This window comes from Methyloversatilis sp. (genome assembly GCF_030696805.1).
In the GTDB taxonomy this organism is placed as follows: Bacteria; Pseudomonadota; Gammaproteobacteria; order Burkholderiales; family Rhodocyclaceae; genus Methyloversatilis.
In genome coordinates, this window is sequence record NZ_JAUYRO010000036.1 from 17,336 (window position 1) to 39,329 (window position 21,994).

17 protein-coding genes and 1 pseudogene are annotated in these 21,994 nt (G+C 64.3%); 5 read left to right on the plus strand and 13 right to left on the minus strand.

The window, feature by feature from the left end:
* Nucleotides 1–185 precede the first annotated feature (185 nt).
* The 8 genes from Q8R75_RS04770 to Q8R75_RS04805 form a co-directional block, all read right to left on the minus strand.
* The gene (locus Q8R75_RS04770; RefSeq protein ID WP_305614053.1) at nucleotides 186–1,673 is read right to left on the minus strand and encodes an acetamidase/formamidase family protein; all 1,488 of its coding nucleotides are present in this window, start codon (nucleotides 1,671–1,673) and stop codon (nucleotides 186–188) included.
* A 198-nt stretch (nucleotides 1,674–1,871) separates the two neighbouring features.
* Entirely contained in the window at nucleotides 1,872–2,735 is an 864-nt protein-coding gene (locus Q8R75_RS04775) for a GIY-YIG nuclease family protein (protein ID WP_305614054.1), read from the minus strand.
* Nucleotides 2,732–3,784 carry a virulence RhuM family protein gene (locus tag Q8R75_RS04780; RefSeq protein WP_305614055.1) on the minus strand — a complete coding sequence of 351 codons (1,053 nt, stop codon included), beginning with the start codon at nucleotides 3,782–3,784 and terminating at the stop codon, nucleotides 2,732–2,734. Before Q8R75_RS04780 ends, Q8R75_RS04775 begins: the two co-directional genes overlap by 4 nt.
* A 102-nt stretch (nucleotides 3,785–3,886) precedes the next feature.
* Nucleotides 3,887–7,063 carry a type I restriction endonuclease subunit R gene (locus Q8R75_RS04785; protein WP_305614056.1) on the minus strand — a complete coding sequence of 1,059 codons (3,177 nt, stop codon included), beginning with the start codon at nucleotides 7,061–7,063 and terminating at the stop codon, nucleotides 3,887–3,889.
* The gene (locus Q8R75_RS04790) at nucleotides 7,060–7,518 is read right to left on the minus strand and encodes a hypothetical protein (protein ID WP_305614057.1); all 459 of its coding nucleotides are present in this window, start codon (nucleotides 7,516–7,518) and stop codon (nucleotides 7,060–7,062) included. The genes Q8R75_RS04785 and Q8R75_RS04790 overlap by 4 nt, the downstream gene beginning before the upstream one ends.
* Complete coding sequence (locus Q8R75_RS04795; protein WP_305626621.1) at nucleotides 7,472–8,074, minus strand: nucleotidyltransferase domain-containing protein; 603 nt, start codon at nucleotides 8,072–8,074, stop codon at nucleotides 7,472–7,474. Before Q8R75_RS04795 ends, Q8R75_RS04790 begins: the two co-directional genes overlap by 47 nt.
* A gap of 201 nt (nucleotides 8,075–8,275) precedes the next feature.
* Nucleotides 8,276–9,574, minus strand: a complete 1,299-nt coding sequence (locus Q8R75_RS04800) for a restriction endonuclease subunit S (RefSeq protein WP_305614059.1) — start codon at nucleotides 9,572–9,574, stop codon at nucleotides 8,276–8,278.
* The gene (locus Q8R75_RS04805) at nucleotides 9,564–11,183 is read right to left on the minus strand and encodes a class I SAM-dependent DNA methyltransferase (RefSeq protein ID WP_305614060.1); all 1,620 of its coding nucleotides are present in this window, start codon (nucleotides 11,181–11,183) and stop codon (nucleotides 9,564–9,566) included. Before Q8R75_RS04805 ends, Q8R75_RS04800 begins: the two co-directional genes overlap by 11 nt.
* A gap of 199 nt (nucleotides 11,184–11,382) precedes the next feature.
* On the opposite strand from Q8R75_RS04805, the gene yjjJ reads away from it, so the two are divergent.
* A complete protein-coding gene (gene yjjJ / locus Q8R75_RS04810) occupies nucleotides 11,383–12,726 on the plus strand; it encodes a type II toxin-antitoxin system HipA family toxin YjjJ (protein WP_305614061.1) in 1,344 nt (447 codons plus the stop codon).
* A gap of 101 nt (nucleotides 12,727–12,827) precedes the next feature.
* On the opposite strand, the gene Q8R75_RS04815 is transcribed toward yjjJ, so the two are convergent.
* The 3 genes from Q8R75_RS04815 to Q8R75_RS04825 form a co-directional block, all read right to left on the minus strand.
* The gene (locus Q8R75_RS04815) at nucleotides 12,828–13,166 is read right to left on the minus strand and encodes a zinc ribbon domain-containing protein YjdM (protein ID WP_305614062.1); all 339 of its coding nucleotides are present in this window, start codon (nucleotides 13,164–13,166) and stop codon (nucleotides 12,828–12,830) included.
* A 165-nt stretch (nucleotides 13,167–13,331) separates the two neighbouring features.
* Nucleotides 13,332–14,366, minus strand: a complete 1,035-nt coding sequence (locus tag Q8R75_RS04820; RefSeq protein WP_305614063.1) for an NADP-dependent oxidoreductase — start codon at nucleotides 14,364–14,366, stop codon at nucleotides 13,332–13,334.
* Nucleotides 14,367–14,394: 28 nt separating this feature from the next.
* Complete coding sequence (locus Q8R75_RS04825; RefSeq protein ID WP_305614064.1) at nucleotides 14,395–15,972, minus strand: oleate hydratase; 1,578 nt, start codon at nucleotides 15,970–15,972, stop codon at nucleotides 14,395–14,397.
* 268 nt (nucleotides 15,973–16,240) lie between these two features.
* Between Q8R75_RS04825 and Q8R75_RS04830 the strand changes: the two genes are divergently transcribed.
* The 3 genes from Q8R75_RS04830 to Q8R75_RS04840 are packed head-to-tail and all read left to right on the plus strand — an operon-like array spanning nucleotide 16,241 to nucleotide 19,549.
* On the plus strand, nucleotides 16,241–17,623 hold the full coding sequence (locus tag Q8R75_RS04830) for an NAD-dependent succinate-semialdehyde dehydrogenase (protein WP_305614065.1): 1,383 nt from the start codon (nucleotides 16,241–16,243) through the stop codon (nucleotides 17,621–17,623).
* 25 nt (nucleotides 17,624–17,648) lie between these two features.
* The gene (locus Q8R75_RS04835) at nucleotides 17,649–18,518 is read left to right on the plus strand and encodes an oxidoreductase (RefSeq protein ID WP_305614066.1); all 870 of its coding nucleotides are present in this window, start codon (nucleotides 17,649–17,651) and stop codon (nucleotides 18,516–18,518) included.
* Nucleotides 18,515–19,549, plus strand: a complete 1,035-nt coding sequence (locus Q8R75_RS04840; RefSeq protein ID WP_305614067.1) for a zinc-dependent alcohol dehydrogenase — start codon at nucleotides 18,515–18,517, stop codon at nucleotides 19,547–19,549. Before Q8R75_RS04835 ends, Q8R75_RS04840 begins: the two co-directional genes overlap by 4 nt.
* Before the next feature lie 80 nt (nucleotides 19,550–19,629).
* Here Q8R75_RS04840 and rhuM read toward each other — a convergent pair.
* Nucleotides 19,630–20,145 (minus strand): annotated as a pseudogene (gene rhuM / locus Q8R75_RS04845) (RhuM family protein); the annotation flags it as partial.
* Nucleotides 20,146–20,319: 174 nt separating this feature from the next.
* Between rhuM and Q8R75_RS04850 the strand changes: the two are divergent.
* Complete coding sequence (locus tag Q8R75_RS04850) at nucleotides 20,320–20,700, plus strand: hypothetical protein (RefSeq protein WP_305614068.1); 381 nt, start codon at nucleotides 20,320–20,322, stop codon at nucleotides 20,698–20,700.
* Here Q8R75_RS04850 and Q8R75_RS04855 read toward each other — a convergent pair.
* On the minus strand, nucleotides 20,673–21,797 hold the full coding sequence (locus tag Q8R75_RS04855; protein ID WP_305663532.1) for an XRE family transcriptional regulator: 1,125 nt from the start codon (nucleotides 21,795–21,797) through the stop codon (nucleotides 20,673–20,675). The two genes, Q8R75_RS04850 and Q8R75_RS04855, sit on opposite strands and share 28 nt — an antisense overlap.
* Between the last annotated feature and the right edge of the window lie 197 nt (nucleotides 21,798–21,994).

A 21,994-nucleotide genomic window follows, 5' to 3' on the forward strand; every position in this document is an offset into this window, starting at 1 on the left:
GGGAGCCCACCCCTGTGGGAGGGGTCCCTGTGGGAGCGGCGTCCCCGCCGCGATCTGTGCAGCGATGGCCGCTGAGCGAAGTGCGAATCGCGGCGGGGACGCCGCTCCCACAACATCCTCACTGCTCGCCACCTGCAGGGCGGCAGTGGATCGCCGCTCCCTCAGGGGTCGCTCCCGCAGGGCGGCTACAGGCTGCCGCCGGAGAACAGCGCCTTCTTGATCACCGCATGCACGCCCCAGTTGCCATCCACCACCTGGGTCACGGCGAAGTCGACGCCAACTGACAGCAGCGAAATCGCCTCGTCTTCGGTGAGCTTCTGCGTGTCCATCAGGAAAGCGCGGCTCTTGCGGAAGGCATCCTTCAGCGCGAGGTCGACCGACGATTTGGCGTAGATGTCGCTCTGCGCCTTGTCGCCCAGTTCGGCCAGGTAATTGGCGAAGCTGAAGCCGTGTATCACCCACTCGTCAGGTGTTTCGAGCAGCGGGTAGGCGAGCTTTTCGAGTGCGGTGCCGGCGAGGTCGGCCTTCTTGTGCAGGATGAACTGGAAGGTGCCGGTCAGCGAACATTCGATGGCGGTGCCGCACAGTTCGGAGTCGCCCTGGCCCGCGTGCGGATCGCCGACCGAAAACAGCGCGCCCTTGACCGCGACCGGGTAGTACATCGTTGCGCCCTTGCCGATGCGCCAGTTGTCGATGTTGCCGCCGGTATAGCTGGGCGGGATGGAATCGACCATGTCGGCTTCCTTCGGCGCCACGCCGGTCACGCCGAAGTGCGGCCGGGTCGGCACGCGCACGTTCTTCAGCACGCCGTGGTTTTCCTTGATCGTCGAGTGGTCGACGATCACGCCCGGGTAGTCGATGGTCTTGTGCACCACGCCGAACGGGTCGGTCTGCGGCGTCCACTGGAAGTTGTACACCGCCTGCGCCCAGTTCTTCTCGCTGCTCGCGTCGATCTCGTAGATCGTGATGACTTCGCGTTCCTTCGGCTCGGTGATCAGCTCCTTGAAGTGGAAGCCCCACCAGGCCGCGGCGTTGACGCCGAAGCTCTTGCCCTTGTACTTCGGGTTGGCACTCGGCCGCGGCGTGACATCGACGATGCGCACCTCGAGCACGTCACCCTCTTCCGCTCCCTTCACGAACACCGGCCCGGTGCATATATGTACACCGAGACCTTCACCGGCGCCGCGCCCGAACAGGCTGGCGTCCATCGGCCCGGCACCGCGGCGGATGACCCCCTTCTTCTTCTTGTCCCAGTAGAAAACGCTTTCCGCGCCCGGGTCACCCTTGATCATGCGATCGAAATCATCGCCCGCGTGGTGGGTCAGCGTTTCGATGGTGACGAAATCACCCGGCTCGACCGTCACCTGCGGCTTGAGCGACTTGCTGAAGTAACCCCAGTGCACCGTGTCGGCGCTGGCCGCGATGTAATAGTGATTGACCGCCTTCATCGCGCCGGTGGCCGCATCCTTGGCCATTGCCGAGCCGACCCAGCCGGCGCTCAGCGTGCCGAAACCGGCCGCCAGCGAACCCTTCAGCAAGCCGCGCCGCGACGGATCCGGCGGCGCCGGCGCATCGAGCGCCGCCTCGCCATTGCCATCGACCTGTACCGTCAGGCGGCCTTTTGCATCACAGAAACTGCAGTGCTGATGTGCGGGATGAGTACAGCTCGACATGCGGACGCTCCTTCTGGTCAGTGGGGGATGTGCAGCACCGCGTCTTGCAGTGCATCAACCATGCCAGAGGGAAAACCCTTATGAATCAATGGCGGGATGTGTGAAATTTGCCCGCTTTGGGTGCGTTGCGCACTGCAACAGGGCTCGCTGCGGCGAGCATCGATCTGTACTACTCTGACTTGCGCCGAGCGGCGTCCATCAGGCGGACGCCTCTCCCGCCTGCAGCGCCTTCAGCGTTCGGCCCTGCGCATCCTTCCACTCAACCCGGCCGTTGGCGCTGCGTCCGAGCACCACGGCTGCGGCGGTGGAGGGCGAAGTGAACACATAGTCCTGCGAGAAGCGGTATCCATCTCCGTCCCTCGCCATCACGCCATTGCCTATCAGCTGCTGCCGCAGGTCGTACATGCCGCGCACATGTTGTTGCATCGACGGCACCGTATCGCCCACCGCAAGCGACCCGGCCCGGACAACGAACCCCTGACTGGCTTCGAAGCCGGACGCAGTGATGCCCTTCCCCCTCAGCACCAGTGATGGCGTGACAGCGGCGGCGGGTTGCACACCCTTTTCGAAGGCATGTACCCCCATCACCGGCAACATGCCGAGCACGTTCTCCAGAAACACCAGCATGTCTGCCCGGTCGGCCTCGGATAGGCTGGGCTCCATGGGCTGGTTGCCGTTATCCAGCGGCACCCGCCTGGCAGCCTTCGCCATCCGGATCAGGTTGGCTTCGAGAAACTGCACATGTGCCTTGTTGAGCTGGCCCGGCGCGGCGATGAAGCAGAGCGCGTGGGTCCAGAAATCCTTGTGAGCGTAATGACACTCCAGTCGCGGGCGCACCGGGTCGCCCTCACCGATGTAGAGCAGATCGCCCTCGCCATCTTCGCGCGGGCCGATCAGCAGATAGACGCCCGTCTGCTTCAACTCGTCGCGCTCCTTCACGCGCGGCAGCAACGCTCGCGGAAACATCAATGCCTTGCCGATCCAGTTCGAACGCTCCACCACGCGCAGTCCGTCCGGGTCGCCGTCGGCGACGAAGATGCGCAGCGAGAATGGTTTGTTCATGTCTTTTTCCTCGACCGGGGGTACGGTGCAGGCAGTGCCTTGGCCGCCTCTTCCAGCATGTTCACGTTGTGCTCGGCGCCTTCGGCTTCGAGCAGTGCGCGGCGCTGCGCGGCGAAACGTTCGTACTCCACTTGCGCGCGTGCGTCGGCCTGCTGTTTCGACACCTTGCCGGCATCCGGCAGGACATTGCGGTCGTTGAAACGCAGGAAGGCATCGAGCTTGTCTTCCCAGTCCTTCAGAAAGATGTCCTTGCGCCGCCGCGCCTGGTCGTCGGCGAAGTCCAGCCACATGACGACAATACGGTTCAGCTCGTCGATCTCGTTCTCGCGCAGGTAGTTCTTCGCCACCGTTACGTCGGACTTGCGGACCGTGCCTGATTTCGAACTGGTAAGGCCCATGTTCGGCAGGCTGCTGTCGGCGCGTTCGACTATCAGCTGAGCCGCCGTCTTGCCGGTCACCGCGAAGTGCAGCTTGTTCTGGATGATCTGGAAGAACTTTGTCGTTTCCGCCAGTGACGGCGAGTAATCCGCCGCCATCGCGAAAATCTCCCGCACCCGCAGATACATGCGCCGCTCGCTGGCGCGGATGTCGCGGATGCGTTCGAGCAGTTCGTCGAAGCGGTCCGGTGCGCCCGAATCGGCGACGGGTGGATTCTTCAATCTCTCGTCATCGAGCGTGAAGCCCTTGACCAGATACTCGCTGAGCCGCTCGGTCGCCCAGCGACGGAACTGCGTGCCGCGTGCCGAACGCACCCGATAGCCGACGGCGAGAATGGCATCGAGGCTGTAGTGGTCGATGTTGCGGCTGACCTCACGACTGCCTTCGGATCGAACTATCCGGAACTTCCGGATAGTTGCCTCGGACACAAGCTCGCCCTCGTCGTAGATGTTCCGAAGATGCTCATTGATCGTGCGAACGTCCTTCTGGAACAGTTCCGCCATCAGCGCCTGTGTCAGCCAGAGTGTGTCGGCCGTGAAGCGGCATTCCACGCGCGTCTTGCCATCGTCGCTCTCGAACAGCAGGAATTCGCCGCTGGGTTGATCAGTCATGTCGCACACGTGGAAGGGGGCTAAGAAGCGATCGCGGGCAGTTGCAGCGCGGGCGCGCCAGACAAGGCGAAGGCAAGGCAGCAACAGACAAGGTCGCGCCACTCACGCCGACCAGGCCTCGCCGAGCGCCTGGGCCTGCTGCAGCACCAGTTCCACCGCCTTTTCCTGTTCGTCGGGCGGGTAGCGGTACTTGCGCAGGATCCGCTTCACCATCAGGCGCAGCTTTGCGCGCACGCTTTCGCGTTCCGACCAGTCGACCGTCAGGTTCCGGCGCAGGCTGTCGGTCAGTTCCTGGGCGATCTTTTTCAGGATGTCGTCGCTGAGCTCGCGCACCGCCGATTCGTTGTCGGCCAGCGCGTCGTAGAAGCGCACTTCGTCCTCGCTCAGACCCAGTTCCTCGCCACGGCTGGCCGCCGCGCGGAATTTCTTCGCCATCGCGATCAGCTCTTCGATCACCTGGGCGGTTTCGATGGCGCGGTTCTGGTAGCGCGTGATGACGTTGGCGAGCAGTTCCGAGAACTTTTTCTCCTGCACCACGTTGCTGCCGAAGCGTGACTTGATTTCGCCCTGCAGCAGCCGGTCGAGCAGTTCGACCGCCAGATTGCGTTCCGGCAGGTTGCGCACATCGGCGAGAAAGTCGTCGTCAAGAATGCCGATGTTCGGCTTGTCCAGCCCGACGGCATTGAATACATCGACCACGTCTTCGGACACGACCGCCGAGCTGATGATCTGGCGGATGGCCAGTTCGCGCGCATCGTCGGTGCGCTTCTGCTGGGTGATGTCGCGCTTGGTCAGGATGACCTTGACCGCCTGCAGGAACGCCACCTCCTCGCGCACGGCCTTCGCCTCATCCAGCGTGCAGCACAGCGAAAAAGCCTGGCTCATGGCCAGCGCATTGTCGGCGAAGCGCTTCTTGCCATCTTGCTGGCCGAGCACGTGGTTGGCTGCACCGGCGAGTCGTCGGTGGCTGGCGGTCAGGAAATCGCTCCAGTCGTAGCCGTGCAGCAGCGCGCGCAGCAGGTCGAGCTTTTCCGCCAGCAGCGCATAGGCTTCGGCGGCATCGACCGTCGGCCGGCCGCGGCCATTGCTGGCGGTGTATTCCTTCAGCGCGCTTTTCAGTTCGTTGGCGATGCCGATGTAATCGACCACCAGCCCGCCCTGCTTGTCCTTGAATACCCGATTGACGCGGGCGATCGCCTGCATCAGGTTGTGGCCCTTCATCGGCTTGTCGATGTAGAGCGTGTGCATGCACGGCGCGTCGAAGCCGGTGAGCCACATGTCGCGCACGATGACCAGACGCAGCGGATCACCCGGCGCCTTGAAACGCTTCTCCAGCCGCTTCTTCACCTGAGCGCTATATATATGCGGCTGCAGCAGCGCGCGGTCCGACGCCGAGCCGGTCATGACGATCTTGATCGCGCCCTTTTCCGCGTCGTCATCGTGCCAGTCGGGGCGCAGCGCCACGATGGCGTCGTACAGATGCACGCAGATTTCGCGGCTCATCGCCACGACCATGGCCTTGCCGGACTGTGCCTTGCTGCGTTCCTCGAAGTGAGCGACCAGATCGGCCGCCACGCGGGCGATGCGCGGTTCGGCGCCGACCACCTTTTCGAGCGCGGCCCAGCGGCTCTTGAGTTTCGCCTGCTGGCTTTCTTCCTCGTCTTCGGCCAGTTCGTCGACCTCGTCGTCGAGCTGCGGCAGGTCCTCCTGCTTCAGGGACAGCCGGGCCAGGCGCGATTCGAAGTAGATCGCGACCGTTGCGCCGTCCTCGCGCGCCTGCTGCATGTCGTAGATGTGGATGTAGTCGCCGAACACGGCGCGCGTATCGCGGTCTTCGCTCGACACCGGCGTGCCGGTGAAGGCGACGAAGGTGGCGTTGGGCAGCGCATCGCGCAGATGCTGCGCATAGCCGACCTGATAGCGGGTGACGTATTCAGCCTCCGGCTGGGCCACCTTCAGCGCTGGCGCGTCGTCATTGGCGGCATCGGCAGAGCCGGCGCGCGCGGGGCGCACCGTTTTCAGTTTGGCCTCGAAGCCGTACTGCGTGCGGTGCGCCTCGTCGGCGATCACCACGATGTTGTGGCGGTCGGACAGCACCGGAAAGCTGTCTTCGTCTTCGCCCGGCATGAATTTCTGGATGGTCGCGAACACGATGCCGCCCGACGGGCGGTTGCCGAGCCGGGCGCGCAGATCCTGCCGGGTGGCCGCCTGCACCGGCTGTTCGCGCAGCAGGTCCTGCGCCAGCGAGAACACGCCGAACAGCTGGCCGTCGAGGTCGTTGCGGTCGGTGATGACGACGATGGTCGGGTTTTCCATCGCCACGTCCTGCATCACGCGGGCGGCGAAGCAGGTCATCGTGATGCTCTTGCCGCTGCCCTGGGTGTGCCACACCACGCCGCCCTTGCCGCGGGTGAGCGGCGCGCCGTCGGGTCGCGACGCGGCCACCACCTGGCGGATCGCCGCGCGCACCGCGTGAAACTGGTGGTAGCCGGCGATCTTCTTCACCAGCCCACCATCGTCTTCGAACAGCACGAAGAAGCGCAGATAGTCAAGCAGCATCGGCGGCGCGAGCACGCCGCGCACCAGTGTTTCAAGTTCGTTGAACTGACCCAGCGGGTCGAGCACGTCCCCGTCGATGGTGCGCCACTGCATGAAACGCTCGGAATTGGCCGACAGCGAACCCAGCCGCGCCTCGCTGCCGTCGGCAATCACCAGCAGTTCGTTGTACTGGAACACGTCCGGGATCTGCGCCTTGTAGGTCTGGATCTGATCGTAGGCCTTCCAGATGCTGGCGGTCTGGTCGGCCGGGTTCTTCAGTTCCAGCAGCACCAGCGGCAGGCCATTGACGAACAGGATCACGTCGGGCCGGCGCGTGTGTTTCGGCCCCTTGATCGTGAACTGCCGGATGGCCAGCCACTCGTTGCGCGCGGGGTCAGCCCAGTCGATCAACCGCACGAAGTCGCCGCGAGTGTCGCCCTCCTGCTGGTACTCGACCGGCACGCCGCCGATGAGCAGCCGGTGAAACAGCCGGTTCGCCGCCAGCAGCGCCGGCGTGCCCAGATCGAGCACCTGGCGCAGCGCGTCCTCGCGCGCCGGCGCGGGAATCGCCGGGTTCAGCCGCGCGATCGCGCTGCGCAGCCGCCCTTCCAGCACCACCTCCCGGTAGTGGCCGCGCTCCGGGCGGCTGCCGTCAGGCGCCAGATCCGGGCCGTCGAGCGGCGTGTAGCCGACGTCGGCCAGCCAGCCCAGCACTTCCTGTTCGAGGTGTTCTTCGGTCACGGTTGCGCCTTGCTCGCCAGCAACTCCGGGCGATTCCTGCGCAACCACGTCTGCGTATGTTCAAGAAGCAAAGCCGCCTGCCTGCAGCATTCAGTCACGGCACTATCGCTGACCGGATCGCCCTCGTAGTCGTTCAGGTTGCGTTGCTTGCGCAGGGCGTCCAGCACGATCACGGCGTCCCGCTCCAGCCCCAGCGTCTTTGGCAATACCTGCAAGGCGGTCTGGTGATGGCCGGGCTGGCTGGTCGATGTACGGTAGCCATTGGCCCACAAGCCAATCATCGCGCACTGCATGACGGCCTTGTAGGCCGCATCAAACCGGTTTTCCGAACTGAGCGCCTCGATCCCGGCATCCGCCAGGTTACGGCTGGCCGCAGCCAGCAGGCGTTGCACGCCAGCCGCGCTCGCTTCAAAGCTTTGCAGCTTGTGAATCGCCAGCAAGTTTTCCAAGTTCATGCTCGGTTCCGATCACGAATAATTTGGGTTTGGCGAGAAGCTCGCGGATGAAAGGCTCGCCCGCCGCAATGTGCCTGGCAACTTCCTGAGCGCTGTAGACCGCCGGATTGATTTCACGCTGCAAGGTTTCCTGCGCCGGGTACAAGACCCTCACGACATCGGCGAAGGCCGGCGAGCCGATCAGCATCAGATCCACGTCGCTGCCGGGCTGCTCGTCGCCACGCGCCATCGAGCCGAAGACGAAAGCCAGCGCAATATCGCCAGCCAGGGGTTGCAAGGCGTCGGCCAGCACATCCACCAGGCCACTGGTCTTGCGAAACAGGCCGGCCAGCTCAGGGAAGACCGGACACGCCCGGTTGGCCTGGTAACGCACCTGGTTACCCTGCTCCTGACGCAGCAGCAAACCGGCCTGAGCCAGGCGGGTCAATTCCTTGTGCAGGGTGCCGGCGCTGGTGCCGGTCAGGCGCGCCAGTTCCCGCACGTAATAACTTGAATCGGGATGCAACAACAACAGGCTCAACACCCGCTGGCGATAACTCCCGAACAACAGCTCCATCAACATAGTCGTAGCTCCATTGGCTCCGACTGTAGCCTTATCGGCTACGTAATGCAAGATGGGTGACTGAAAGCTGGCCGCTGAGTGTATGGAAAACGGCATTTTCCATACCTATCAGCCACTGCATGTACGCGAAGTTCGCAATCGTCGGCCCGACATGAGCCCCGACCGAACCAATGGGTACCAAGTGAAGGTTTGCAGTTACGCCGTTTCAGGCGCCATCGCTTCGGCGTCCGGCCGACGGAGCTGGCCGGATATCAGGCGGGGCAGCAGGGTGTCGCGGAGGGTGGCGAGGGTTTGGGCTTGCACATGGTTCGCGGCGATCTTCTGCTGGATGCTGCCGACAACCTGTCCGAACGCCTCGGCGACATCGGTTGATGGCACGACAACAGGATAACGGCCGAGCACGTCATTCTGAATGCGCTGGCGTCCGCTGGTACCGGACATGCTCTGAATCGCGAAATCGCGGAAGGCTGTGTGACGGCACAGAAGGTATGCGTAATACACGGGAAGCGGGGTCTTCGGACGGAGCACGACAAATTCAGTCGATCCCCAGCCTGTCTGACCTTCAGGCAGGCCGTCGACAAAGGCGGTCTTGCCGTTTTCAAGGCAGGGCGTGATGCGCGCCAGAAGCGTATCGCCGTTGATGAACTTCGTGCCGGAACCCATCTCCCGCTGCACGGTACCGCTGACACTGTGACCTTGCGTACCGACGCTCGCCATGTCGAGGTAGGGCGCAAGTTCGCCCTTCTTCAACTTGCGCGTCGGGTTGATTTCGAAAGCGTCCGAAAGCGGAGCAAGCCTCCACCCCTGCGGCACCCAGCCCAGTTTCGATTCCTCGAAGCTGTCGGGAAAGAGGGCGGCGGTGGCGTCGTCCATGCCTTCCGGGGCGCGGCCTTCCATGCGGGCGCGGACGGGGTCGAAATCGACGAACCACGACTTGAACAGCGCCTGCGCGATGGCTTCGAGCGTGGCGTTGGTTTCGCGCAGGAGGGCGATGCGGTCGTCTAAAGGTCGCAGCGCCTCGACTATCCGATGCTGTTCGTTCAATGACGGACATTCAAAGAAAAGCCGACTAAACGCTGACTTGTTCAAAATGGGCTGGGCGGAGCCCCCCGCCATGCTACGAATCTCGGCCTTTCGAAGCGAAAGGTTGTAGTAAATAAACTCCGGGCAGAAACGCCCCTCATCGACAACAATCGCATTGATCTGTTGATTCGTAACAGATCGTGACGCAGCAATCGCCGCCTTGCCCATATCGGAGCCAATGCAGGTCACGAGGACGCTGCGCGCGGGAATGATGCAGCCCTTGACCGCTTGAGCACCGACTTCCGAAATCGCTCTAACGCTTCGGTTTATCCATTTGTCGCCGGAGAAGTCCAGCGGCGAGATAAATGGGACATCGGTTCCCTCAAACGTCGAGACACCACTTTTCGGCGTTTTGCCTGTAACGATCCGTCCAACTTCTTCGAGCCTATACGACCGCCACTCAGAACTCATACCCCAGCCCCCCCAGCTTCTGCCGGATCAACTGGTCCAGTTCCGCGCCCTTCGCCATCTGTTCACCGAGCTTTTCAGTGAGCGCCTGCATGCGGTCGGCGAAGGCCTCGTCGTCGTTCTCGACCGCTTCGGCGCCGACGTAGCGGCCGGGCGTGAGTACGTGGCCGTGTTCGGCGATCTCGGCGAGCGTCACGCTGCGGCAGTAGCCGGGCTCGTCCGTGTAGTCGCCGGCGCCGGCTTCACCGCGCCAGGCGGCGACGGTGGCGGCGATGCGGGCGATGGTGTCGTCGTTCAGTTCAGCCTGCACGCGGCTGATCATGCGGCCCTGCTTGCGTGCGTCGATGAACAGCACTTCGCCGGGGCGGCGCGGCTTGTGGCGGGTGAGGAACCACAGGCAGGCGGGAATCTGGGTGTTGAAGAAGAGCTGGCCGGGCAGCGCGATCATGGTTTCGACCACGTCGGCGTCGACCATGGCGGCGCGAATCTGGCCTTCGCTGTTCTGGCTGGAGCTCATGCTGCCGTTGGCCAGCACGATGCCGGCGCGGCCGGTGGGCTTCAGGTGATACAGCATGTGCTGCAGCCACGCGTAGTTGGCGTTGCCGGCCGGCGGGTTGCCATATTCCCAGCGCGGGTCGCCTTCGAGGCTGCCGTGCCACCAGTCGCTGATGTTGAACGGCGGGTTGGCGAGGATGAAATCGGCGCGCAGGTCGGGGTGCTGGTTGCGGGTGAAGGTGTCGGTCGGTTCCTTGCCCAGATTGAAGTCGATGCCGCGGATGGCGAGGTTCATCGCCGCCAGCCGCCACGTGGTGGGGTTGGATTCCTGGCCGTAGATCGACACGTCGCCCAGCCGGCCGCCGTGCGCCTCGATGAATTTCTCCGACTGCACGAACATGCCGCCCGAGCCGCAGCAGGGGTCGTACACCTTGCCGTGATGGGGTGCCAGCACGGCGACCAGCGTCTTGACGATGCTGGCCGGCGTGTAGAACTGCCCGCCCTTCTTGCCTTCGGCGCTGGCGAACTGGCCGAGGAAGTACTCGTACACCTGGCCCAGCACGTCGCGCGCGGCACCCGGTTCGCCTTTGCTGTCGGTGCCGAAACCGATGGTCGACACCAGATCAATCAGTTCGCCCAGCTTGCCGTCGGGCAACTGGGCGCGCGCATAGCGCTTGTCGAGGATGCCCTTGAGCTTCGGGTTTTCCGCTTCGATCAGCGACAGCGCGTCGTCGATGCGCTTGCCGATGTCGGGCTGCTTGGCTGCCGCACGGATCGCTTCCCAGCGCGCCGCTTCGGGCACCCAGAACACATTGACCTCGCGATAGTAGTCGCGGTCTTCGAGTTCTTCGGCGAGCAGGGCGGGCGTGCTGTCGGGCAGGAAGTAGTCGTCGGCTTCGTCGGCGAAGCGGCGCACCAGTTCGGCGCGGCGCGCGGCGAAGGTGTCGGAAATGTACTTGACGAAGATGAGGCCGAGCACGAGGTGCTTGTATTCGGCCGCATCCATGTTGGCGCGCAGCTTGTCGGCGGTGGCCCAGAGGGTTTTCTTGATGTCGTCGAGCATGGGGTTCCAGGTCGTGGTCGGCGTGCGCCGACTGACCTGCACACGCGCAGCCATCGGGCACCCGCGCGACTGTAACCACAAACGCGAAAGTCACAAACGGGAACGGTGCGGCACCGGGCGCGGCAGACAGACGTGGGATAGACGTCAGATAGACCTCGGGACGGGCCTGAGGACACACCTGAGGACGCACCTGAGGACGGCCTCGGGTCAGACGTGATATATTCACATATCTATTCATTAATCCATTCAAAACATGTCGCCGCACGCTGAAAGCATTCGCATGCGCCTGTACGGTGGGCCGCTGACTGCGCGCCAACTGTCTGAAAGCATGGGTATCAGTCAGCCGACGATGTCGCGTGCGCTGACCGACCTGGGTGACGACATCGTGCGCATCGGCGCGGCACGATCCATTCGTTACGCGCTGAGGGATGCCGCCCGTGGCTTGCCGGACATCGCGATATACCGGGTCGATGCAGAAGGCCGGATCAAGCTGCTGGGCACGCTTGTACCGGTGCGTTCAGAAGGATTCGTGATGCGCCAGACCGACGGCGTCACGCTGTACAGCGAAGGTCTGCCCTGGTGGCTCTTCGATATGCGCCCGCAGGGCTATCCGGGTCGGGCCCACGCGGCGCGCCATGGTGCTGAACTCGGGCTGCCGGCCCGACTGGCCGACTGGAGCGATACGCATGCCTTGCGGGCGCTGCTGGCGCATGGCCACGACCTGGTCGGCAATCTGCTCCCCGGCGATGTGGCGCGCGACCGGTTTCTGGCCATGCCGGTTCCGGCGCCCATCCCCGATGCGGAAAAGGCTGAAACCTATGCCCGACTGGCGTGCGAGGCGGCCCGGGGGGACACCCCGGGATCATCAGCGGGGGGGGAACAACCGAAATTCACCGCCTATGCCATGACACCCGGCGGGGCCCGGCATGTGATCGTGAAATTCAGCGAACCCGAGAACAGCCCGGTCAGCGAGCGCTGGCGTGACCTGCTGCTGGCTGAGCATGTCGCGCTTGAAACGCTGCGTGACGCGGGGGTTCCGGCTTCTTCCACGCAGTGGATCGACCACGGTGGTCAGCGCTTCCTGCAGATCGAACGCTTCGATCGCATCGGCAATCTGGGCCGGCGGGCGCTGTTCTCACTGACTGCGCTGGATGCAGAGTTCGTCGGCGAGGCATCGGTCGGCTGGCCCGACATTGCGGCCAGGCTCGCCGCCGCCGGCCATATCCGTCCGGCGGCGGCGGCCGGCGCCGGTCTGCTCTGGGCCTTCGGCACGCTGATCGGCAATTCGGACATGCATGCCGGCAATCTGTCCTTCGTTGCCGAGTATGGACGTCCGTACGACCTCGCACCCGCCTACGACATGACGCCGATGACCTTCGCACCGCGCAGTGGCGGTGGCCTGCCCGACACGGTTCCCGAAGCCGTCATTCACGCAGGTGTAGCAAACGAAACGTGGCGGCAGGCCGAGGCGCTGGCACGCGCCTACCTCGCCGGAATCACGGCGCAAAACGGATTCAGCGAGCGATTCCGACCCTGCATCGCCGCGCTGGAACGTCACATCAACAGCGCAAGCGCGCGGATAGAACGACTGGCGTGAGCGTGCTGACGAAGACCTCGGCACCGGCAAGGGGAAAGCAAGGCCTGAATAACGGCGGATTGGCGAGGATCAGGTCGGCGCACCGGCCGGAAAACGTCCGATCAGGCCTTCCTGACGAATTCCGACTTCAGCTGCATCGAGCCGAAGCCGTCGATCTTGCAGTCGATGTCGTGATCGCCTTCGATCAGGCGGATGTTCTTGACCTTGGTGCCGACCTTCACGACCGACGAGGTGCCCTTGACCTTGAGGTCCTTGATGACGGTGACCGAATCGCCGTCCTGCAGCACGTTGCCGTGGGCGTCCTTCCACACGCGCTTGTCCTCGACGGCCGCCGCGTCGCCGCTGGCCCACTCATGGGCGCATTCGGGGCAGACGAGCATGGCGCCGTCTTCCCAGGTGTATCCGGAACTGCATTGCGGGCAGGGGGGCAGGCCGCTCATCGGGATTCCTTCAGTCATTACACGTGCTGCCGCGCGCTGCGGACGGCGATGAACCGTCCGGCGCCGCGCCAGCCGAAGTGCAGGCGGGCCGACATGGCGTGCCGCGCTTCGCTCGAAAGGCGCGCAGTGTACTGCGATGAACTTCATCCGCGCGGGCGGCAGCGCTCAGTCGTCGGCCACCCGTATGACCAGCTTGCCGAAATTCCTGCCTTCGAGCTGGCCGATGAACGCAGTGGGGGCGTTCTCCAGACCGACGACGATGTCTTCGCGCGCCTTGACCCGGCCCTCGTTCACCCACGCGCCCATCGCGTCCGCGAACTCGTTCCAGCGCGGACCGTAGTCGTCGAAGATGATGAATCCCTGCATGCGGATGCGCTTGCGCAGCACGGTGCCCATCAGCAGTCCGAGCCGGTCGGGGCCTGGCGGCAACCCGGTGGCGTTGTACGCCGAAATGAGCCCGCACACCGGGATGCGCGCCCTGGTGTTGAGCAGCGGCAGCACGGCATCGAACACCGGCCCGCCCACGCTTTCGAAGTACACGTCGATGCCTTTCGGGCAGGCGGCGGCGAGACGACCGGGCAGGTCGTCGGCGCGGTGATCGAGGCAGACGTCGAAGCCGAGTTCATCGACCACGTAGCGGCACTTGTCCTCGCCGCCTGCAATGCCCACCACGGTGCACCCCTTGATCTTCGCGATCTGTCCGACGACCGAGCCGACGGCCCCGCTTGCCGCGGCGACGACGACGGTTTCCCGGGGTACCGGGCGACCGATGTCGAGCAGCCCCATGTAGGCGGTGAAGCCCGGCATGCCGAGCACGCCCAGGGCGTGCGACGGATGCGTCTCGTCGGCAGGCAGCGGTGTCAGGCCCTGTCCATCCGAAATTGCATAGTCCTGCCAGCCGCTGGCGCCCAGCACCCATGCGCCCACCTTGAAGTCGTCGTGACGCGACGCCTCGACGCGCGAAACGGTGGCGCCGACCATCACGTCGCCGATCTCCACCGGTGGCGCGTACGACGGCCCGTCACTCATCCGGCCACGCATATAGGGGTCGAGCGACAGGAACACGGTGCGCAACAGCAGCTGGCCGGCTTCGGGCGTCGGCAGCGGACCGCTTTCGAGGCGAAAGTCTTCGGCGGTCGGTGCGCCGCGCGGCCGGGCGTTCAGAACAATGCGGCGATTGACGGTCTTGCCTTGCGACATGGCGCGGGTCCTTTCGGGGTTGATCGGCTTACTTCAGCGCCTTGACCAGTGCGTTGAACTGCACGTGGAGCGATTTGTCATGCGGCGTCACCGGTGGAATCGGCTGCGAAATGTCGAGCAACTGGTACACCGCCATCTGCGCCACCCGCACCGAGAACTCCACCGTGAACACGGTATCGAGCGGGATGTCGACGAACTGGCTGATGAAGGCGAAGTTTTTCGTGTCGGGCGGCACCGGCAGCGGGCGGTCGCCGGGCGCGCGCGGCATGAACATGCTGGTGATGTAGGGCATGCGGCAGGGGATGCAGTTGGCGGTGTCCATCGTTTCCAGGTCGAAGCGCAGGTGGCCGCACAGCTCCTGCAACAGCTCGGCGCCGGTGCAGTCGGCCATGGCCTTGGCGACGAAGTTGCCGATGCGGTCGGGGAACAGTCCGTAGCCCCAGAACACCTGCACGTCGGCCGGCTGGTTGGCGAAGTGCGGCTGGTGCGCCAGCACGATGGACATCAGCCAGTTCGAATCCTTGAACGTCACCAGCCCGCCGGTGCCGGCTTCGTTGCCGCTGAAGCGCTGCATCAGGTCGAAAAAGGCCGGGTCTTTCAGCGTGACCGTGAACGACGCCCAGTCGGATTGCGCGACACAGCTGTTGAACGCCGCCGGGTTGCCGAACGACGGCCGCCCTTGGGCGAGCGTTTCCCACAAGGTCCAGCTGCCGTTGCGGGCCTTCTTCAGCTTGGCCGGTGCCGCACGCATCGAGCCCAGGCTGGAGGCATCGGTCATCGAACCGTTCTGCACGAAGGTCAGGTCGCCGTCGTCCAGCGAAAGGGTCTGCGCCTCTCCCTTCACGGTGCACTGAATTGCGCTGACTTCGAACGGGCCGTCGGCCGTCCGCTGGTCGAGCCCGGTGACGGTGCAGTCATTGATCAGGCGCACGCCCTGCGCTTCGAGCCAGCGCTGCAGCGGCACCACCAGCGAGTCGTACTGGTTCAGCACGGTGCGCTTGACGCCGGCCAGCGTTTCGATGCGCGAGAACTCCAGCATGAAGCGGTGCAGGTAGCGCCTGAACTCGACCGCGCTGTGCCAGGGCTGGAAGGCGAAGGTGGTAACCCACATGAACCAGAACTCGGTCTCGAAAAAAGCGGGTGACAGGTGGTCGGTGATGCGGCTCGAGCCGAGCGAGGCTTCGTCGGCATTGGCGAGCTTGAGCAGTTCCACCCGGTCGTGCATCGAAAAGCCCATGGAGGACACCGGCACCCGGGCGCGGCGGCTGTCGACCAGGCGCGCCATCGCGTTGGATACATGCTTTTCGTTGAATTCCCGCGTCTCCTCGAACACGCTGAGGCCCGGTCGTGCGAGCGACGGGATGGACTTGAACAACGCCCAGGTGCACTCGTAATTGTCGGTGGTGAGCATGCGACCGCCGCGCATCGAATAGCCGCGATCTGCATCACCCGATCCATCGAGGCTGCCACCCATTACCGGGCCGGTCTCCAGGATGGAAATCCGGCTGCCCGGCATGCCGCCGTCACGGATCAGGAAAGCGGCGGCGGCCAGCGAGCCGATGCCGCCACCAACGAAAAAGGCTTTGCGTGTCGACGTCGTGCTCATGGTTTTTTCATGGACCGATCAGCTGGCGGAATAGCCGGGCTCCGACGCTATGCGACACGCCTATCGTGGTCTGTGCGCTGGGCAACACCTCGCGATCGACGGCCCCGGGCGGGCTGAAGCGCTGCGTGCGCCATCGAACAGACCCGACAAACCGCGCCGTTCAGCCTGCGTGGACCATCCCCCCAACCGGCTCCCGAGGCGTGTCGAGCGCAACACGACGGCCGCGCTCCGGCGTCCCGATCCACGAACCCGAAGGACACCCGTTCGCATGGCCTATCAGAGCATCAACCCCAATGACGGCAAGCTGCTCAAGAGCTTCGAGCACATGAGCAGCGGGCAACTCGACACCGCACTGGCGACGGCCGAGTCCTGCTTCCAAGTCTGGAAGCACACCGGCTTTGCCGAACGGGCAGACATCGTGAACAAGGCGGCAACGTTGCTGCGCGCCCATGTCGATGACTTCGCGCGGCTGGCCACGCTGGAGATGGGCAAGCGCATCGATGAAGCGCGCGGCGAGGTCAGATTCAGTGCTGACATCCTGGCCTACTACGCGGCGCACGCGGAATCCTTTCTGGCGCCCGTTACGCTGCATCCGAAGAACGGTGAGGCGCACATGGAAAGCTCGCCCTTGGGTGTGCTGTTCTGCGTGGAGCCGTGGAATTTCCCGTTCTACCAGCTCGCCCGCGTGGCCGGTGCGCAGTTGATGGCCGGCAATGTGCTGGTCGTGAAACATGCCGGCAGCGTGCCGCAATGCGCCATCGCCTTCGAGAAGCTGCTGCTCGACGCCGGCGCACCGGTCGGCGCCTACACGAATCTGCTCATTTCCTACGAACAGTCCGACCGCGTGATCGACGACCCGCGCATCAAGGGTGTGGCACTCACCGGCAGCGTGCCGGCAGGGCGCGTCGTGGCCGCCCGCGCCGGGCAGAACCTGAAGAAGTCGACCATGGAGCTGGGCGGCAGCGACGCCTTCATCGTGCTCGACGACGCCGACCTGGACCAGACCCTTCCGTGGGCCGTGTGGGGCCGCATGTACAACACCGGCCAGACCTGCTGCGCGGCCAAGCGCTTCATCGTGCAGGATGCCGTCGCCGACCGCTTCCTGGCGGGATTCCGCACGGCGCTCGAAGCCCTCAGGCCGGGCGACCCGATGGACGAGAGCACGACGCTGGGCCCGCTGTCCTCCGAAGCGGCGCTGGTGCAACTGCTGGCGCAGGTCGATGCCGCCGTCAAGGACGGCGCCACGCTGCTGCTGGGCGGCGCGCGTCTGGATCGCCCGGGCTTCTTCATGCAACCCACGATCCTGACCGACATCGCGCCCGGCAACCGCGCTTTCCGGGACGAGTTCTTCGGCCCGGTGGCGTCGTTCTACCGTGTGAAGACCGAAGACGAAGCCATCGCGCTGGCCAACGATTCCGACTTCGGCCTCGGCGGTTCGGTGTGGACGCGGGACGAAGCGCGCGGCAGGCGCGTGGCCAGCCGCGTCGACACCGGCATGATGTTCATCAACAACCTCGACTGGAGCGATGCCGAACTGCCGTTCGGCGGCATCAAGCACTCGGGCTATGGCCGCGAACTCGGCGACCTGGGCATCCAGGAATTCGTCAACAAGAAGCTGGTCCGCAGCGGGCACACCGCCGCGCCCGTCTGATCACGCACGCCAGAAAGTGACCACCATGAACACGCCCGCCCCCCGCCTGCTGTCCGACGAATCACCCGTCTGGTTCATCACCGGCTGCTCCACCGGCTTCGGTCAGGAACTGGCCAGGCAGGCTATCGCGCTGGGCTACCGCACGGTGGTGACCGCGCGCGACCCCGCCAAGCTGGACGACTTCGAAGAGAGCGACAAGGTGCTCGTGCTGACGCTCGACGTCACCCGGCCGGATCAGGTCGCGGCCGCCATCGAGGCGGCCGAGGCGTGCTTCGGCGGCATCGACGTGCTGGTGAACAATGCCGGCATCGGCTATTTCGCCGCGATCGAGGAGGGCGAGGCCGCGGAAGTGCTCAGGATGTTCGAGGTGAACGTGTTCGGTCTGACCGCCATGATTCAGGCGGCGCTGCCGGGCATGCGCAAGCGCCGCAGCGGCTGCATCGTCAATCTGTCGTCACTGGCGGGCCTGCGCGGCATGCCTGCCCTGGGGCAGTACAACGCCACCAAATTCGCCGTCGAAGGCTTGTCCGAAGCACTGCGCCGCGAGGTCGAGCCGCTGGGCATCCAGGTGATGGTGGTCGAACCCAGCGGGTTCCGCACCGACTGGGCCGGACGCTCGGCCAATGAGAGCGCACTGCAGATCGATGACTATCAGGCCACCGCAGGCGCGGTGCGCGCTGCCGTGCGCGAGTCGTCCGGCAAGCAGCCGGGCGACCCGGTGCGGGCAGTCAAGGCCATCATCGAAGCGGTCAGTTCAGGTCAGCCGCCGCATCACCTGCTGCTCGGCAACGACGCCTTCGAGGGTGCGATGGCCAAGGTGGACGAACTGCGCAACGACTTCATGGCCGGCGAGGCGGTCGCGCGCGGTGCCGATTTCCCGGAAACGGCGACATGACGACGCGCACGATGCAGGCCGCGCAGGTGGAGCAGTTCGGCAAACCGCTGGTGCTGAAGGACATCGATATCCCCACACCCGGTGCGGGCCAGATCCTCGTCAAGACCGAAGCCTGCGGCGTCTGCCACACCGACCTGCACGCCGCCGCCGGCGACTGGCCACTGAAACCTGCGCCGCCGTTCACGCCCGGGCACGAGGGCATCGGCATCGTCACGGCGCTGGGTGCCGGCGTCACTGCCGTGAAGGAAGGCGACCGCGTTGGCGTGCCCTGGCTCTATTCGGCCTGCGGTCATTGCGAATTCTGTCTGGCGGCACAGGAACCGGTGTGTGCCGACGCGCAGTTCGGCGGGTACTCGAAGAACGGTGGCTTCGCCGAATACATCATCGCCGACCCGAACTACGTTGCCCACATCCCGGCGGGTCTTGCCGCTCACGATGCGGCGCCCTTGATCTGCGCCGGCATCACCTCATACAAGGGTCTGAAGGAAACGCAGGCCCGTCCGGGACAATGGGTGGTCGTGTCGGGCGTCGGCGGCCTGGGGCACCTGGCGGTGCAGTACGCCAAGGCCATGGGTCTGCACGTGTGCGCGGTCGATATCGATGACGGAAAACTCGACCACGCAAAACGCCTCGGCGCCGATGCCGTGATCAACGTCCGGACGGGTGACCCGGCGCTGGCGGTCAGAGACATTACCGATGGAGGCGCGCACGGCGTGCTGATCACCGCACCGTCCCTGCCCGCGTTCCGGCAAGGCATCGGCATGACCCGCAAGCACGGCACCTGCGTGCTGGTGGGCATTCCACCAGGCGAATTTCCGACGCCGCTGTTCGAGGTGGTGGCCAACTGCATCACCATTCGCGGCTCCTTCGTCGGCAACCGGCAGGACATGGCCGAAGCACTGGCCTTCGCTGCTGACGGCAAGGTGAAGGCCGACATTGAATTGCAGCCCCTGTCGGCGATCAACGCCGTTTTTGAACGTCTGGCCAAAGGTGAAGTGCCATCGCGCGTGGTGCTGGACTTCACGGGCTGAAGCCGTCGATCCGGCAGTCGATGTCGCGTGACGGCGTACAGCAACAGGTTCTGTACGGTGGCGAAGAAAATCTGCGTCGCCTGGTCGCTCTTGTCGTAGTCGCTGCTCAAGGCAAACAGGTCGCGCACCTTCTGGTAGAAGCGCTTCTCCGAGGCACGGATGTCCCGGATGCGCGCCAGCATTTCATCGAAGTGGTCCGGGCGGCCATCCGGGTTCTTCAGACGCTCGTCGTCCAGCACGAAGCCCTTGAGCAGATACTCCTTGAGCACCGTGGTCGCCCAGCGGCGGAACTGCACCCCGCGCGGCGAGCGCACCCGGTAGCCCACGGTCAGGATGGCGTCGAGGTTGTAGAGCGTGACCGGACGCTTCACCTCGCGCGAACCTTCGATCTGAACTACCGAGGAATCCTCGGTAGTTGCCTCGCGACTCAACTCCCCATCTTCAAAGATGTTCTTCAGATGCAGGCCGACATTGTCAGTCGTCACATCGAACAGCTCGGCCATTTCCAGCTGTGTCAGCCATTCCGTCTGCTGATCGGCCCGCAGCCTGATCTGGCTGCGGCCGTCTTCGGTGGTATAGAGAATCAGTTCGCTCATGATGTTTATAGAAAACCGGCTGTCAATTTACCCGCGCCACTGCTTCAGTCGAGCCTGGCATTCGACATGTGGCAAACGCGCGTTCCTTCGCAACATGAGTTCAAGACAGTCGGCGGCGCGAGCCGGCGGGATCACCGCATGCTCGACCAGACGATCCAGAAGCCATAGCGCGCCATGCACTTCCAGGCCGTCCTTCTGTGCCTGCTTTCTCAGCCGGCCATCACCGGTGAGCAGTGGTCGTGCGGTCTGCCGAGCCAGAAAGTAGCAGGAGACGTCGGGCAGGGAACTGTTGTTGTGTTCGATCATCATGCCGTGCAGCTCGGTGATTGCGGTGCCGTCCATCCCCTCGACAACCAGGCCTCGCGCGAGCAGGGCGGCATGGTCGAAGTCCTTCAGCTCGTCCAGTACGAAATCGGTACAGCAGAGCGCAAACGGCAGCCGGAACAACTCGTCGAGCAGGCCGGCGTTGTTGAAATCAATCCAGATATTGGTGTCGCTGATGTAGATCCGGCTCATGCGGAAACGGCCTACACCTCGATCGCGGGCTCAAGCTGATCGATCGGCCGCTGCAGGAATTCGGACGCGCGGGACCGGGTGAACAGATCCTCCGCCAGGCCCCAGAACACCAGAGATTCGAAGCGGCGGGGCTGCTCGGCAGGCAACGGTTCCGGCTCGGAAGAACGCCAGCCATTCACGTTGAACTGGATAGACGCGGACTTGTAACCGGGCTCGCTCAACAGATCCAGATCCTTCAGCCGACGCAGAGCCACCTGCATGGACACGCCGTAACGGCGCTTGGCGTTGAGCAGTTCCATCATGTGAACCCTGGAGCGCTGGTGGCTGCCGAAATCCAGAACGACCTGATCCCTGGAGTACAGGAAAGCGCCCGCGAAGCGATGGCAGCACGCCTCTTGCTCCCGTTCAGGCATCTCTTCCGGCAGGGCCATGATCCAGTGCCCGAGCTCGTGCGCAGCCGTGAAACGCATGCGCTCGCCGGGGCGGGTGCGATTCAGGGCGATCAGCACGTGCTGCTCGTCATGGGTGGCGGCGCATGCGCCGTCGAAGTCATCCGGCCCGTCGAGCAGCGCGACCTTGATTCCATGGTCTTCGAGCAGTTCGGTCAGGTTGGCGATCGCATCGCCACCGATGGCCCAGTCTTCCCTGAGCTTTCTGGCCGCGTCTTCGGCGGCGTCTACGGACGCGACGGGTATGGCGCGCGCAGGAACGGCGTCCAGCGCGACGTCCGCCGCGTCGAAGCATCGCTCCAGCGCGATGTAACGCTCCAGATGCTCGCGCATCTGCTCCTCGACCTGTTGCTGTCGATACTTCGGCATCTTTGCGAGCTTGCGGAATTCCAGCGGCGCCAGCGTCACGGCGTCCGGGCGAAAGAAGTACTCGGGCTTCACGTCCAGCGCGTGTGCCAGTTGCAGCAGGCGCGTCGAATTCGGCACCGCGGCGCCCTTCTCGAACTTGCTCAAGGCCTGCTTGCTGATATCGCCCAGCCTCTGCGCAAGATCTTCGAGGCTCAAACCCCGGAGCACGCGGGCACGGCGGATGCGGTCATGGATCATTGCGGCCTCCCAGGTTGACAACCATATACAAAATATAGGAATCGTCAACCTGATTGCTGCGCTGACTGGTGAGCGCGTCATTTAACGCCGCTCGCCCTGCGAAATCGCCTTGGTCGTGTTCATCGAACGGGCGGTACATCCTGGCGAGAATGCGCTCAACCACAGTGCGCAGAATGGGCAGCGGGCGATCCTACGGCACGCGTTGCGCCAGGCTCACGTTTCACCGAAACCTGTCGAGCGGATCGACACATCCGGAAATCGTGTTCAAAAACCAGGCG

What these genes read in the sequence shown, in the direction of transcription:
- Q8R75_RS04795 (WP_305626621.1), bottom strand. Translation starts at nt 8,074, where the DNA reads ATGGAGCTGTTGTTCGGGAGTTATCGCCAGCGGGTGTTGAGCCTGTTG.
- Q8R75_RS04775 (WP_305614054.1), bottom strand. Translation starts at nt 2,735, where the DNA reads ATGAACAAACCATTCTCGCTGCGCATCTTCGTCGCCGACGGCGACCCG.
- Q8R75_RS04820 (WP_305614063.1), bottom strand. Translation starts at nt 14,366, where the DNA reads ATGTCGCAAGGCAAGACCGTCAATCGCCGCATTGTTCTGAACGCCCGG.
- Q8R75_RS04815 (WP_305614062.1), bottom strand. Translation starts at nt 13,166, where the DNA reads ATGAGCGGCCTGCCCCCCTGCCCGCAATGCAGTTCCGGATACACCTGG.
- Q8R75_RS04855 (WP_305663532.1), bottom strand. Translation starts at nt 21,797, where the DNA reads ATGACGCGCTCACCAGTCAGCGCAGCAATCAGGTTGACGATTCCTATA.
- Q8R75_RS04800 (WP_305614059.1), bottom strand. Translation starts at nt 9,574, where the DNA reads ATGAGTTCTGAGTGGCGGTCGTATAGGCTCGAAGAAGTTGGACGGATC.
- Q8R75_RS04835 (WP_305614066.1), top strand. Translation starts at nt 17,649, where the DNA reads ATGAACACGCCCGCCCCCCGCCTGCTGTCCGACGAATCACCCGTCTGG.
- Q8R75_RS04790 (WP_305614057.1), bottom strand. Translation starts at nt 7,518, where the DNA reads ATGAACTTGGAAAACTTGCTGGCGATTCACAAGCTGCAAAGCTTTGAA.
- yjjJ (WP_305614061.1), top strand. Translation starts at nt 11,383, where the DNA reads ATGTCGCCGCACGCTGAAAGCATTCGCATGCGCCTGTACGGTGGGCCG.
- Q8R75_RS04840 (WP_305614067.1), top strand. Translation starts at nt 18,515, where the DNA reads ATGACGACGCGCACGATGCAGGCCGCGCAGGTGGAGCAGTTCGGCAAA.
- Q8R75_RS04825 (WP_305614064.1), bottom strand. Translation starts at nt 15,972, where the DNA reads ATGAGCACGACGTCGACACGCAAAGCCTTTTTCGTTGGTGGCGGCATC.
- Q8R75_RS04830 (WP_305614065.1), top strand. Translation starts at nt 16,241, where the DNA reads ATGGCCTATCAGAGCATCAACCCCAATGACGGCAAGCTGCTCAAGAGC.
- Q8R75_RS04805 (WP_305614060.1), bottom strand. Translation starts at nt 11,183, where the DNA reads ATGGCTGCGCGTGTGCAGGTCAGTCGGCGCACGCCGACCACGACCTGG.
- Q8R75_RS04780 (WP_305614055.1), bottom strand. Translation starts at nt 3,784, where the DNA reads ATGACTGATCAACCCAGCGGCGAATTCCTGCTGTTCGAGAGCGACGAT.
- Q8R75_RS04850 (WP_305614068.1), top strand. Translation starts at nt 20,320, where the DNA reads ATGCACTTCCAGGCCGTCCTTCTGTGCCTGCTTTCTCAGCCGGCCATC.
- Q8R75_RS04770 (WP_305614053.1), bottom strand. Translation starts at nt 1,673, where the DNA reads ATGTCGAGCTGTACTCATCCCGCACATCAGCACTGCAGTTTCTGTGAT.